Annotated in this window: 6 protein-coding genes and 1 pseudogene; 5 read left to right on the forward strand and 2 right to left on the reverse strand. The window is 44.1% G+C overall.

Annotated elements, in window-relative coordinates; all coding sequences use genetic code 11:
• Window positions 1–17: 17 nt before the first annotated feature.
• Window positions 18–5969: pseudogene (locus tag AACU32_RS03530) on the forward strand (DNA-directed RNA polymerase subunit beta'').
• A 179-nt stretch (window positions 5970–6148) separates the two neighbouring features.
• A complete protein-coding gene (locus AACU32_RS03535) occupies window positions 6149–6601 on the forward strand; it encodes a hypothetical protein (RefSeq protein WP_096597923.1) in 453 nt (150 codons plus the stop codon).
• Window positions 6602–6987: 386 nt separating this feature from the next.
• Here AACU32_RS03535 and AACU32_RS03540 read toward each other — a convergent pair whose 3' ends face one another.
• The gene (locus tag AACU32_RS03540; protein WP_096597925.1) at window positions 6988–8661 is read right to left on the reverse strand and encodes a cellulase family glycosylhydrolase; all 1674 of its coding nucleotides are present in this window, start codon (window positions 8659–8661) and stop codon (window positions 6988–6990) included.
• 454 nt (window positions 8662–9115) lie between these two features.
• On the opposite strand from AACU32_RS03540, the gene AACU32_RS03545 reads away from it, so the two are divergent.
• The gene (locus AACU32_RS03545) at window positions 9116–9934 is read left to right on the forward strand and encodes a hypothetical protein (RefSeq protein WP_096597927.1); all 819 of its coding nucleotides are present in this window, start codon (window positions 9116–9118) and stop codon (window positions 9932–9934) included.
• Window positions 9935–10013: 79 nt separating this feature from the next.
• Here the strand turns inward: AACU32_RS03545 and AACU32_RS03550 are convergent, their stop codons facing one another.
• Window positions 10014–10802: a hypothetical protein gene (locus tag AACU32_RS03550; RefSeq protein WP_339377468.1), complete on the reverse strand. Its 789-nt coding sequence runs from the start codon at window positions 10800–10802 to the stop codon at window positions 10014–10016.
• 307 nt (window positions 10803–11109) lie between these two features.
• Here AACU32_RS03550 and AACU32_RS03555 point away from each other — a divergent pair, with 307 nt between their 5' ends.
• Both AACU32_RS03555 and AACU32_RS03560 read left to right on the forward strand, forming a co-directional pair.
• A complete protein-coding gene (locus AACU32_RS03555) occupies window positions 11110–12771 on the forward strand; it encodes a carbohydrate porin (RefSeq protein ID WP_339377469.1) in 1662 nt (553 codons plus the stop codon).
• Window positions 12768–15125 carry a tetratricopeptide repeat protein gene (locus AACU32_RS03560; protein ID WP_096597931.1) on the forward strand — a complete coding sequence of 786 codons (2358 nt, stop codon included), beginning with the start codon at window positions 12768–12770 and terminating at the stop codon, window positions 15123–15125. Before AACU32_RS03555 ends, AACU32_RS03560 begins: the two co-directional genes overlap by 4 nt.
• Window positions 15126–15208: the final 83 nt, after the last annotated feature.

The following is a 15208-nucleotide window of genomic DNA, read 5'->3' on the forward strand; positions in this document are numbered from 1 at the left end:
ATACTTCATCTTTTTGTATGAGAAACGCCCAAACCAATCAGTTTGACTACGTAAAAATCGGCTTGGCATCACCAGAACGCATTCGGCAATGGGGCGAACGCACCTTGCCTAATGGTCAAGTTGTCGGTGAAGTCACCAAGCCAGAGACAATTAACTACCGCACTCTCAAGCCGGAGATGGACGGCTTATTCTGCGAACGCATCTTTGGCCCAGCAAAAGATTGGGAATGTCATTGCGGCAAATATAAAAGAGTGCGCCACAGAGGTATAGTTTGCGAACGCTGTGGTGTGGAAGTCACTGAGTCAAGGGTGCGGCGGCACCGCATGGGATATATCAAGCTGGCCGCCCCCGTAGCTCACGTCTGGTATCTCAAAGGGATTCCTAGCTATATTTCCATTCTGCTAGATATGCCCTTGCGAGATGTAGAACAAATCGTCTATTTCAACTCTTATGTTGTTCTTAGCCCAGGCAATGCCGAAACCTTAACCTACAAACAGCTACTCAGTGAAGACCAATGGCTGGAAATTGAAGACCAAATTTATAGTGAAGATTCCCAGTTACAGGGCGTAGAAGTAGGTATTGGTGCTGAAGCACTGTTGCACTTGCTCGCTGATATTAATTTAGAACAAGAAGCCGAAAGCCTGCGCGAAGAAATTGGCACTGCCAAAGGACAAAAGCGGGCAAAGTTAATTAAACGCCTACGGGTGATTGACAACTTCATCGCCACCGGTTCCAAACCAGAGTGGATGGTAATGGCAGTTATTCCTGTGATTCCCCCAGACTTACGCCCAATGGTGCAGCTCGATGGTGGTCGATTTGCCACCAGCGATTTGAATGATTTGTATCGGCGGGTAATTAACCGCAATAATCGTCTGGCACGCCTACAAGAAATTTTGGCACCAGAAATTATTGTGCGCAACGAAAAGCGGATGTTGCAAGAAGCAGTAGACGCTTTGATTGACAACGGACGGCGGGGACGCACCGTAGTCGGGGCCAATAACCGTCCTTTGAAATCTTTATCCGACATTATTGAAGGTAAGCAAGGACGCTTCCGGCAAAACTTGTTAGGTAAACGAGTTGACTACTCTGGTCGTTCTGTAATTGTGGTGGGGCCAAAATTAAATATCCACCAGTGCGGTTTGCCTAGAGAAATGGCAATTGAGCTATTTCAGCCCTTTGTGATCAATCGCTTGATTCGCAGCGGTATGGTCAACAACATCAAAGCCGCGAAAAAACTCATCTCTCGCAACGATCCGAGTGTGTGGGATGTACTGGAAGAAGTGATTGAAGGACACCCAGTACTGCTGAACCGGGCACCAACACTGCACCGTCTAGGGATTCAGGCATTTGAGCCAATTTTGGTGGAAGGTAGAGCCATTCAACTCCATCCCTTAGTCTGTCCAGCATTTAACGCTGACTTTGACGGCGACCAAATGGCGGTACACGTTCCCCTATCGTTAGAAAGTCAAGCAGAAGCCCGGTTATTAATGCTGGCTTCTAACAATATATTGTCGCCAGCTACGGGTAAGCCAATTATCACGCCCAGCCAAGACATGGTGTTGGGAGCATATTATTTAACCGCAGAAAACCCTGGGGCAACCAAAGGGGCAGGACGGTATTTTGCTTCTCTTGAAGATGTCATTATGGCTTTCCAGCAAGAGCAAATTGACTTGCACGCCTATATCTACGTGCGTTTTGACGGGGAAGTAGAATCAGAGCAACCAGATACAGAACCGCTGGAAGTGACAGAAAATACCGATGGTACCCGGACTTTGCTCTATAAATACCGTCGAGTCAGACAAGACGCTAAAGGGAATTTGCTGTCTCAGTATGTCCGCACGACACCAGGCCGCGTTATTTACAACAATGCAATTCTGGAAGCACTGGCAAGCTAACTTGGGGATGAATCACTAATGACTAATGAAAACACGATTTTTCGCAATCGCGTAGTTGATAAAGGCCAACTTAAGAATTTAATTTCTTGGTCTTTTATAAATTACGGTACAGCACGTACCGCAGTTCTGGCGGATAAATTGAAAGACTTGGGATTTCGCTATGCCACCAAAGCTGGGGTGTCCATCAGTGTGGATGATTTGATGGTGCCACCTTCCAAGCGAGCGCTTCTCGAAGCAGCAGAAGAAGAAATTCGCGCTACGGAAGCCCGTTACCAACGGGGGGAAATTACGGAAGTAGAACGCTTCCAAAAAGTAATTGATACCTGGAATGGTACCAGTGAAGCCCTGAAAGACGAAGTAGTCGTTCACTTTAAAAAGACCAATCCCCTCAACTCCGTGTACATGATGGCATTCTCCGGCGCACGGGGTAACATCTCCCAAGTCCGGCAGTTGGTAGGAATGCGGGGATTGATGGCAGATCCCCAAGGGGAAATTATTGACTTACCAATTAAAACAAACTTCCGCGAAGGACTCACAGTCACCGAATACATTATTTCGTCTTACGGTGCCCGCAAAGGCTTGGTAGATACAGCCTTGCGGACGGCTGACTCTGGTTATCTCACCCGTCGTCTAGTGGACGTATCCCAGGATGTAATTATTCGGGAATTTGATTGCGGTACTACCAGAGGCATTCCCATCCGGGCAATGGTAGAAGGCGGGAAAACGAAAATTCCTCTAGCTACACGCTTACATGGACGGGTAATAGCGGCAGATGTGGTTGATCCCACAACAAAAGAAGTGATAGCGCCACGCAATACCCCAGTATCAGATGAATTGGCGGCGAAAATTCAAAAATCTGGGGTGACTGAAGTCTTCACGCGATCGCCTCTGACTTGTGAAGCTGCACGTTCAGTATGTCAACACTGCTACGGCTGGAGTTTAGCCCACGCCAAAATGGTAGATTTGGGCGAAGCCGTCGGCATTATCGCCGCTCAAAGTATCGGTGAACCCGGAACCCAGCTAACCATGCGGACATTCCACACAGGTGGTGTATTTACCGGGGAAGTCGCACAGCAAGTGCGTTCCAAAACAAATGGTACTATCCGTCTGCCACGGAAATTACGCACCAGACCATATCGTACCCGTCACGGTGAAGATGCATTATTTGTAGAAGCCAACGGCGTAATCGTTTTGGAACCGAAAAAAGAAGGTTCTGAAACTGGAGTTCACCAAGAGATTCATGTAACTCAAGGTTCTACATTATACATCACCGATGGACAGCAGGTAAAAACCGGGCAATTACTCGCAGAAGTTGCCCTCGGTGGACGAACAACCCGTGCTAACACTGAAAAAGCGGTAAAAGATGTCGCCACCGACTTAGCAGGGGAAGTACAATTTGCCGAAGTTGTACCCGAACAAAAAACAGACCGCCAAGGCAATACCACTACCACAGCCGCCAGAGGTGGTTTGATTTGGATTTTATCTGGGGAAGTTTATAACTTGCCACCTGGTGCAGAATTGGTTGTGAAAAATGGGGATGCGATCGCCTCCAATGGTGTACTCGCAGAAACCAAATTAACAACCTTACACGGTGGTACAGTCCGCTTACCAGAAGCTACTCCCGGCAAGAGTACCAGGGAAATTGAAATTATCACCGCTTCTGTAGTCTTAGACCAAGCTACTGTCACCGTTCAAAGCTCCCAAGGTCGCAACAGCTACCTAGTCTCTACTGGTAACAACCAAGTATTTAACCTCAGAGCCACCCCAGGCACAAAAGTGCAAAATGGTCAAGTGGTAGCCGAATTAATTGATGACCGCTATCGCACCACCACCGGGGGCTTCCTGAAATTCGCTGGTGTAGAAGTTCAGAAAAAAGGTAAGGCGAAGCTAGGTTACGAAGTGGTACAGGGAGGCACTCTGCTGTGGATTCCCGAAGAAACCCACGAAGTCAACAAAGACATTTCCTTACTGTTGGTAGAAGACGGACAATTTGTCGAAGCCGGCACCGAAGTAGTTAAAGATATCTTCTGCCAAAACAGTGGTGTGGTGGAAGTCACCCAGAAAAACGACATCTTGCGGGAAGTTGTAATTAAGCCAGGTGAACTGCTAATGGTAGACGATCCAGAAGCAGTCATCGGACGAGACAACACCTTCATTAATCCAGGAGAGGAATTCCAAGGCACAGTTGCCACCGAATTGCGCTACATCCAGTATGTAGAATCTCCAGAAGGGCCAGCTTTATTGAGTCGTCCCGTAGTGGAGTTTGCCGTCCCCAGCAACCCTGATGTACCTTCCACCACATCTGTTAGTCAACAAACTGGGCGTTCAATTCAGTTACGGGCAGTACAAAGACTACCTTACAAAGATTCCGAACGTGTCAAGTCTGTGGAAGGTGTAGAACTACTGCGTACCCAACTAGTATTGGAAATCGAGCAAGAAGGCGAACAAGACCACAATGCTTCTCCCCTAGCCGCCGATATTGAATTAGTAACCGATCCCGACAATGCAGAAGTTCAGCGCTTGCAGCTAGTAATTTTGGAGTCCTTGGTAATTCGTCGAGACATCGCTGCTGATGCTACCCAAGGTAGTACTCAGACTTCACTAGAAGTTATTGACGGATTAACCATCGCCCCAGGTGCAGTAGTCGCCCGTACCCAAATCTTGTGTAAAGAAGGGGGTATTGTCAGAGGCGTACAGAAAGGTACAGAAAATGTACGTCGCTGTTTAGTATTGCGTCCTAGTGACACTATGACTATTAATACTAGCGCCCAAGCAAAAGTGAAAGTGGGTGATTTGGTGGTAGCCGGAACAGAAATTGCTCCCGGAGTCTTCAGTGAAGAATCTGGGCAAGTTGTAGACATCAAAAATGCTGCGGCTACGGCGACAACTCAGGATTCAGCACTTAGTACTCAAAAATATTCAGTCTCTATCCGTATTGGTCGTCCCTATCGAGTCAGCCCTGGCGCTGTATTGCAGATCGAAGATGGCGATTTGGTACAGCGTGGTGATAACTTGGTGTTGCTGGTATTTGAACGTGCCAAAACAGGGGACATTATTCAAGGTTTGCCCCGGATTGAGGAACTACTAGAAGCCCGTAAACCCAAAGAAGCTTGTATCTTGTGTCGTCGGGCTGGGGAAGTGAAGGTAGTTTACGGCGACGGCGATGAAGCGATCGCAGTTAAAGTAGTAGAACCCAATGGAGTAGTTACCGATTATTCCCTCGGTCCTGGACAAAACTTAGTGGTAACAGATGGTGTCCATGTAGTGGCGGGACAACCCCTCAGCGATGGCCCTTGCAACCCCCACGAAATTTTGGAAGTCTTCTTTAGCTTAGGTTCCGAAGATGGAGTCTATGCTTGTGCTAGCCATGCTTTACAAAAAGTGCAAACATTCCTGGTGAACGAAGTACAGTTGGTGTATCAGTCCCAAGGTATTGATATTGCCGACAAACACATCGAAGTGATTGTTCGCCAGATGACCAATAAAGTCCGGATTGATGATGGTGGCGACACCACCATGCTTCCCGGTGAATTGGTCGAACTGCGCCAAGTTGAGCAGGTGAACGAAGCAATGGCAATTACTGGCGGTGCTAGGGCACAGTATACCCCCGTATTATTAGGGATAACTAAAGCATCCTTAAACACCGACAGCTTTATTTCTGCTGCTTCATTCCAAGAAACCACCAGAGTATTAACCGAAGCCGCCATTGAAGGTAAATCTGACTGGCTGCGGGGGTTAAAAGAAAACGTGATTATCGGACGATTGATTCCTGCTGGAACTGGGTACAATGCCTATGAAGAAACAGGAGCAATTGATGACTACGCAGCACTGGAAAGTACTAGCGTCTTAGATGAAGTCGATGATCCGTTAGACATGGTGCTAGATGACCGCACAGCTCGCACCTACAATTTAGATGCGCCTTCTCTTACCGAACATACATTTGGCAGTAGACGTGCAGAACGCTCTATTCTAGATGACGATGATTTGATAGCTGATGAAATCACCGATCTTGTAGAAGACGAAGAGGAAGAAGACGACTACGAAGACGATGACGATGACGATTTCGATGAATAAACATCAAAGGTAATAGTTAATCAAGGCAAAAGAAGATTTTCTTTTGCCTTTTTTGCTGTTGCATAAATGCGCAATGATTAACGTGACGTGAGTTCGACGTATTAAAAAACATCAAGAGGCAGTGCAGGTAAGTCTTTGGGGTAAATGTCATTTGGCAATAATCTCAGGAACAATATAAAATGAAACACAATTTCTTTTTTGTTGAAGGGAAAATCAAGTATTCAAGTTTTTCTCAGTTCAATCAGATGGAACCAGATGCAGTATTGCATGATGATGTGATGCGTTATCTTCGTGATTCATCTCAATGGGTACAGTCTATTCAAGTTTCATTTCCTTATAAAAGAGAATCTTATGGATTAGACGAATATGGGACTAATATTATCGATGAAAAAGGTGCTAAAACATTTTATGGAGTCATTTGTGCTTGGAAAGATTTATTTTCCCAAGCCCCAGAAGTATTTGAAATAACAACTGGAGTTGTATGCGATCATGAGGGGAGAGCTAAATATCCTCTTGAGTTTATAAAAGTCAGTTTAAACCGCGATTTCTTAGTAGAAAACTTGCAAAAGCTATCAGAATATGCGAAACAAGCTGCTCATGGTGATGGTTATATTTTGCACTTAGGTATGTGAGCATTCTCCGCGCTTCAACAAAAGGTTATATCATACGAATGGCTTGAGCTAAGCCAAACCCAACATTAATATTACTTGCCACCAATAGATATTTTAGAAAACCGGTTCCATTGCTAATAATCCCGAAGATGCACACATACCTTTATCTGAATGGTTAACTTGAAGTCAATGGTATCAACCTTAAATTGATAAGTAGGTCAACTTTAAAAAGCGTAAAATAGATTATTCGCTATTACTTCGCTACACTCCGTTCCGCTCGTAATGACATTTTATGTTGAATTAAGTTGAGCTACTTATCAATATGAAATACCCGGAAATGCCGCAATAACTGATGATAGCTATAAAAAAATTATCGGATACTGAATATCAGTATCAACACAGAATTTTTATTTGGGAATTTTCACTTCTATCTCCCGCATCTGGTAATCTGCACCCAACTTATGAGCGCAAAAACCAATATCCCGCGATTGATTTGGCTCAATTACCCTTCCCCAATCCAAAGGAGTCACAAGATATTGTGTTGCGCCTTGCTGTTGAAAATTAGCATTCCAAGAGTTATTAATCCTAGCTTGATTCAGATGAAATGTGAGTTGCCAGTTATTCACCTTAGTATTGCCTGAATTGATAATTTTCAGGTTGGTGCAAAGTCCCGTTTCCCAATTAGCATAAATGTTAGTCGTTACTTGCAGCTGGGCTGTAGATGAAGAAGTTGCGGCGATCGCGGAACTGGGAGATGAGGAGACATCCTGTGGAGTAACTTTCGTCGATGGCAATAAAGGAGTTGGGGCGATAGAAGGACTGGGAGAAGATGAGACATTTGGTTGAGTAACTTCCATCGATGGCAGCAGTTGAGATAATAATTGCTGCTTGTTGCGATCGTAATTTTGCCAGTCATCTAGCAAGATACCGCCTGTATCACCACTATTAGGATTCCAACTCCAGTAGGCGAAGCTTAAGTTATTCTTCTGGATATATTTCACAAATTCATTTTGCCAAATACCCTCTGGGGAAATATTGTCTACTTGTCGTCCCCCAAACTCGCCAATCAAAATCGGCGCAAGATTTTGACTAGAAATATAGTTAAAGCCAATTTGCCAGCGAGGAATGAGATTTTTGGGAAAGCTAGGTTCTGAGAAATAAGGTTGATTGAACACTCCCGCGCCGTATTCATGGGGAGAATAGACTAGCTTACGGCGACGCGATAAGCGTACAGGATAGCGCTTGACACCTTCTAGATTACCACCGTGCCAATGCTGCTTCAGTTGTTGACCAGGGACATTTTTTTCTACACCTTCAACAATAATTAGCCAGTTAGGGTTGACACTGAGAATAGCATTACCTGCACGTTCTGCTGCTAGTCGCCAGTCGGTAGCTAAATCGTTAGTACCCCAACTTGCTTGTCCATGCGGTTCATTTTTTAAGTCTGCACCAATGACGTTAGCTTGATTTTTGTATCTTTCCGCTAACAGTTTCCAAGTATCAATCCAGTCTGCTTCTGTAAAACCGTCTCCGTACCAAAGTTCGGGAATTCGTTGATCATTGAGGCGATGGCTATCGAGAAGGATCAGTAATCCTTGCTTTTGGGCTTCCTGAACAATTAAATCCATCACTTCTAAAGGAGTTTTACCTTGAAGTTCTATATTGCTACCAATAGTAAAGTTAACTTGACTGATATCAGATGATCTCAATGCCGCCACAGAATAAGGCAACCGAATCAGGTTATATCCTAGCATCCTGATCTGGGCAAGCATCTCTTTATAATCTCGCTGCCACAACCCATGAGGCACATGTGTCTCTGTTTCCATGCCAAACCAGTTCACACCTCGCAATAGCACAACCTGGCCTCGGGCATCGACAATTTTTGCACCCAAGGTTGACAGCGGTAGCTGTACTGCATAGCTTGCCGCCGTAGGCATCGCCGCATTAGCCACATTTATAGGGCTATGGGCAGGCAATTGTGTCACATTCCCTAGCAAGCACACCACTAAAGCCAAAAAAAATAAAATAAATCCTTGCCAAAATCGCAATCTCTTTTTTTTATTTCTCGGAAACTGTCGCATTTTTTTGATTACCTTACAGCGTAAATAAACCACCCTTTGACCATGTCTGAAACCCTGCTAACAAGGTAATTACGAATTACGAATTACACGTAGTTATACTAGCTTTTATCGAGTTATCTTTAGCATATAATGTTCCTTATCCTGTCATAATAGTATCATTTAAAAATCCTTAAAATCTATATATATCAAGCTTTTTCAAGTTTTCTCTGTATGTAGTGAGTTATTTTTATACAAGTGTTATCAGTTGTTAAATTTACGAAAAATTTAATTACTTATCCGAGTTCTTCATGACTCTCATATTGCATATAAGACATTAAGAGAATAATTTGGATATTAATGCAGTAATAAAAATTCACTAATCGCTGAGAGCTATCAAAGATAGATTTCACCAGCGATAATAAACATGCTGCAATCTACCTCGTGTTTTATTGGACAAACAACCCAAGTTATAAATATGTCTCTATCTGCATTGCAAAAATTTTTTCTTCCACCTATTATCGCTTCTTGTGGTGTATTTTCATTGATGTCGTTTCCTCTAGCAACATTAGGGGAAAAGCAAATCGCTATTAAATTTCAAGAAGAACCTATTTTTTACGGCAAGCTGAGAGATGTTGCTATTCCTTACGTCATATTATCCACCACAATTAGTGTCGGTGCCGGGATATCAGCAGCCGCCTTGTGTGGATGGAGACACTCTTCTCGAAAATCAGCAAAATATCAGCAAGAATTATCTCATCTAGAGCAACACTTACAGGAAAAAGAAGCTTTACTGAAGGAACTCAAACAGTCAGAGTCTCGCCTGCAAGTCACTGGATTGAAGGCTTTTTTGGATGATGATGTACCTTTAGATAACGCTTTCCTTTCCAACACCTTACCTACAAGCTTATCCCAACCTGTTGTAGTGCAAACTCCACCAGTAGTATATGAACAGCCAGTTCATGCGGTGCCCCATGTTGTAGATCAACAGAAGACAAATAAAACTCTCAGAACTGTTGCAGCTACTGCTAAATTCGCATCTGCCCAAACTTTCCTTAGCTATGCTCAAACCAACACAAACAATAAAGAAGAATCTATTGCACCAAATCAAGTGAATCAAACCACAATCACACCATCTGATTTTGAAGATTTACAAAAACAACTTAGAGAGATGATGTTGCAGATGCAAAAAATGCAGAACAATTTGCAAGTAATCCCTCAACCCACAAATACTACGCCAAAAGCTCCAGATAAATTTCAGGTCTACTATGATATTTCCAGCAGCAAACAGTTTTAGTGACAATTTGATCTAGGCGCGTATCAGCTTAAACACACCCCACCTTATATTTAGGTGGGGCTACGCTCAAGATTTTCTTTTAACGCATAAACTCAGACGGAAGCAAAGAAGCATTAGTCTGTCTAGATTTAGCTGGTGGTATTAATGTCGTTGTAGTGATTTTTGGTTCCGGCAGAATTTGATATCGGTTTCCCCAACCGCCATTGAGATCTTCTGCTTGTGGAAGAGGTGGCGTTGTTTTAGCTGTAGGTGGAGAGATTAATAAAGTTTGACTTGCTTGTGCATACTTTTCGCCTTCGTTAGTAAAGCGTACTAACTTACCTTCAAGCTCCTGATTTTCTAGCTTTAGCTTTTCCTCCGACTTAAGATTATCTGACTGTTCCCATTGACCGGCGGGATCGAAAGTAGCGATAAATGTCACGCCACTTTCAGGCATCAGTTTCATTTGTGTTTGATTGGCTTGCCAAACTTCCTCAAAACTACCATCAGGCGCAACTTGCCACAAATTCAGATCGGCTTGCCACTTTCCTTGTTTCACTTGTACAACTTGGCGAGCGAGAATTGAAAGTTTATTACTGGTATTAGAGTTCAGCAATACTCCTGGTTGTCCTGCTGTAGGACGTAAATAGCGGACTGCTGACACAGTAATGCGACTGGACTCAGGCAAATTTGTACTTCCAGTAATTTTGTATAATATATCACTTTCTGATGATTGAACATTTTGAATTTCTAGTTGGGTTTCTACTGGTGCTTTTTGAACGCAACCGTAATTGCTAAATAACAGCATGAGACAGGCAAATACCAAGGGAGAAGCAGCAAATAAATTGGTTTTTTTGTGACAAATAGCCTGCAAATTAAGCTTTTTCATGGATTAATCGGGTATTTTTAGGTTTCGATTCGGTTTGAGCCGAGGTTTTTCTTTATTTTGCCCAATTTAACTGCAATAAATGCAAGGTTTATCAACTTTTAACAAAGTTTTTTTCGCAAGTACAAAATTTGTCTTAATGGATGTTAATACTCAGATTATTTGCTAAAGTGGCAACATCCAATAAAGTAAAAACTTACTAGTAAATTCAACTAGGCTCATGAGCCAAAAAGTATTCGATTGTCTAAGACTTACTTTTTCAAAACACCCCCAGAAGGTGCATTTACTGCTGAGTAATGTTGCCGTCTCAATGTTTTGGGTACTGGCTGGAAGTGAAGCATCTTTAGCTCAAGTAAACCCGATTCAACCAGAAGCAAACGATCTGCAAGCAGGTAATACAAACTTGTTACCAGTACCGCCATCGTCTGTACCTGCTTCTCAAGCAGTAGTTGGATTGCAGACAGTGCCTCCCCCACCGACAGCAGATGGTATAGCGATGCCAAAGGCAGGCTACGCCTACGCACCAATCGCCAATCCCTTACCAAAAACTGTGCAACAACCAGTAATTAATCTCCAACAACAGGAGAGTGGCTTTATTCAACAGCAGGTGAGGGGAAGAAGAAGTTCTGCTAAACCCCAGGTGACAAAGCCAAAAACCGTAGTGCAGACGGCAGTAGGTGGGGATACTTCTGACTTCGGTTTGGGATTGACCAGACAGGGAGAAAATCCACAGCAACAACTACCGCCACTTCCTGGCCAGGTTGTCGCTCAAGAATTCGCTGCACCTACATCACCGACTTTTAATCAACTACTTAACTCACAAGCAGCTCCATTACCGCCACTTCCAAACACCACCACCACACCACAATCTAACCTCTCCACCCCACCAAACCCAACTTTTAATCAACTACTAACTACCCCAACTTCTGTTACGCCAACACAACCAAAAACAATCGCCTCTCAACAGCAACCACAGTTAACTAGTCGTGCTTTAAAAGAACCCTTTTTACAATTACAAGGCGTATATGTCACTCAAGGAGGTGATACTTCAGCTCGGGCAAGAGTCACAGGCGTTTATCCAATTTCTCCTCAAGCCTTATTTGGGGCAACTCTAGACTTAACTAGTGAAGGTAGCACCTTTGATGACTCTAGACGAGAAGGTTTGAACATCAACGAGCTTTATTTAGCCACTTCGATCGCCGGCGTACCTAATCTGCGATTTGTGGTTGGTCAGATAGATTTAACCTCTTATTTTGACCGGAATAGCTTTGCTAAAGACGGGGCTAGCCAATTTTTTAACCCTGTATTTCAAACAAACCCAGCATTATCAGCCACCGGGATTTCTTCTCGTCCTGGTTTGTTAGTTAACTGGAGTGTAACCGACAATATTGAAGCCAAAGCCGCAGTTTTTTCCTCATCAGACAAAATCAGTGACTTTTCCTTAGATGGATTTGCGGGAGAAGTTGCCGTTCGTTATGGGAATGCGATTATTCGTGGTACTTATGCTTCCGATCGCGATGGTGGTGTTCGCGATAGCTTTGCGGAAAGCTATAGCATTGCTAGGGGAAATAATGAATTTGGGCCGATCAAAAGCGATCGCGAAGAAGCATATGGTGTGAATGCCGAAGTGTTTATTCCTAATTTGAAATTAGGACTGTTTGCGCGCTACGGTCGCTATGAAAACCGCGACCTAGGAGAGGGTGCAAATACTTACTCCTTGGGAGCCACCTTCGTGGATCTATTTACCCGAGACGATCGCTTAGGAATAGCTTATGGGCGTGCTTTATCGAACGATGGCTTACGTAGTGGAAATAGACCGGATGTGTTGGAACTTTACTACGATTTTCAACTTGTTCCCAATCTGCGAGTAGGTTTTACACTTCAAGAACGAGAAGATTTCTCGGATACAGTTTTTGGTGTGAGAGTAAAATCCGAGTTTGATGTGACTCCAAGAGGGAGAAATGCTCGATGAGTCTAAATAAACAAGGCAAAAGCCTAAAGGCAAAAGGTAAAGTCATTGAATATCTTTCTCTTTTGACTTTTTCGTTGTCCCTTTCTACTTATTTAGTAACTGTGCCACCTTTAGGCAGCATTGCCCCTGTCCAAGCACAGAATTTACCACCGGCGGTAAAAAAGGGTTTTACCTTGTTAAATCAGGGGTTGGTAAATGATGCCATCACTACTTTCCAACAAGCACTCAAGGGTCAACCATCATCGTTACAAGCAAGGTTAGGATTAGCGATCGCCTATCGCCGCGCTGGACGCATTTCCGAAGCCTGGAATGCCTATCAACAGGTAGTAGCAATAGATTCCAATAACCAACTAGCTTTAAAGACGATTGGGTTGCTGGGTACTTATCGTCCTGAGTGGCAAGCACAGGGAATTACAGCTTTGACAACTTTCCTGAAATCAAATCCCAACGATCTAGAAGCTCTCGGTTACCGTGCGCTACTCTACTCTTACCAAGGAAAATTTATTGAGTCGCTAGCAGACTACCAACTTGTACTAGCAAATAACCCAACTCCAGATGTCGTCATTGGTGCTGCTCAAACTTATAGCTACACTGGCGATTTTCCCAAAGCATTGGAGTTGTTTAACCGCTACCAAACCACTGGAAAACCAATTGTTGGCTATGCAGCTGTAGCTTACGGTCGCACCTTACGAGAAACAGGTGACACTTTAGGAGCGGTACAGGTTTTAGAAGCCCAGTTAAAGCGCTCAAGTAGCCTTGATGCATTAGCCATAGAGACTCGTAAGGAACTAGCTATTGCCTACCTTAGCAATCAACAGCAAGCACAAGCCTTAGCAGTATTAGATCCATTACAAGGTAGAGCAGATGCGGTTTTACCCTTAGCGCGATCGCTCAATGAAATTCGCAAACGGATCAATAACCCTACCCTGACACAGCAAGTTATCAATCTCTATAGTCAGGCACTAAACAATACTCCCAACCCTTCCCCCACGCTGCTGCGAGAAGTTGCGGATGTCTTTAGTGGATTTCCCCAAGGACGGCAAACAGCCCTAAAACTTTATCGACAGGTAGCTTTACAGTTTCCCGGCGATCGCGGTCTGCTAGTACAGCAATTAGCCTTAGAATCTCAACTGGGAATGGTGGGTAAAAATGACTTAAGACAACGTTTAGCGGCTGTATTGCAACCTCTGCCCACAGACCGCGTGCAGCTACAACAACTAGCTAACGCCCTAGTAAATATCAATACTCCCGATCCAGAATTTCTATCTGTGTACCAAAATATTTTGCAAGCAGGAGTGAACGCACCGTTTTTGAATTTCCGTCTAGCTCAGATGTACATCCAGCAAAACGACCTCAATGGTGCAAGGCAAGCCTTAGCAGCTTACACCGCTAGCAATAAAAATTCCCAGGATCTAGCCCCGCAATTACTCGCAGCAGAAATTGAGCGCCGGGAGGGTAATTTAGAAGCCAGTGCCCGACGTTACCAAGCTGTACTAGCTAGCCGTCCCGATAGTAGTGATATTATTGATGGCGCTTTGCGGGGACTGGCTGGTGTGCGGTTGCAACAAAAAAATCTTGATGAAGCTGTAGCAGTGTATGACCAACTGCTAGCCCGCAATCCCCAAGATTTACCGACTCAACTAGGACGCACCAGTATTGCCTATCAAGCCAAACGGATTTCGCAACCAGAAGCAGAAGCCGTTCTGAATAATTGGTTAGCAACACAACCTGCAAGTAATACGCCTTCCGAACTATACAGTTTAGTGGGCGTGCTACCTGCCGACCCCCAACGAGAAGTTCTATATAATTACCTGTTGCAAATTGATCCCAGTTACCTCCCATTGCAACTACGGTTGGTGCAAGCGATCGCCCAACGCAATCCTGCCCAAGCGCAAGCAAGGGTAAAACAGTTGATTGTTCGTTTGGCTAATAGCCCAGACTCATATCAGTTACAAGCAGATTTAGCTCGTGCTGCTGGTAACTTGGAACTAGCCAGCGCTGCTTATGAAAAGATTCTGGCACAACAACCAGATAACATAGATGCCCTGGCTGCCTTGGGAGGAATTCAGTTTGAACAACGCCGCTTTGAATCAGCACAAGAACTTTACAATCAAGTGTTGGGACAAAAGCCGGATGACAAAGAGACTAGACGCGCTTTAGCTGGTTTGAGTACGGTTCTTGATCAGCCCTTGTCAGCATTAGCACAGCTAGAAAAATTACAACTAGAAACCATCTCCCAAGGATCTGTGGATACTGATCTAGATCGCCAGAGGCAACAAATCCAAGAAGACTTTCTCATGCGGCGAGGTTTTCAACCTGCGTGGGAAGACTCACAACGGCGAAATAAAAATTAGCGATCGCCAAAATTTCTTTATCGAAGATTAGCAATTTGTAGTTAATTGTGAACCACCTGAGGGGAACAATAAGTGCAGGTTTC

This window comes from Calothrix sp. NIES-2100, from assembly GCF_963875285.1.
In the GTDB taxonomy this organism is placed as follows: Bacteria; Cyanobacteriota; Cyanobacteriia; order Cyanobacteriales; family Nostocaceae; genus Aulosira.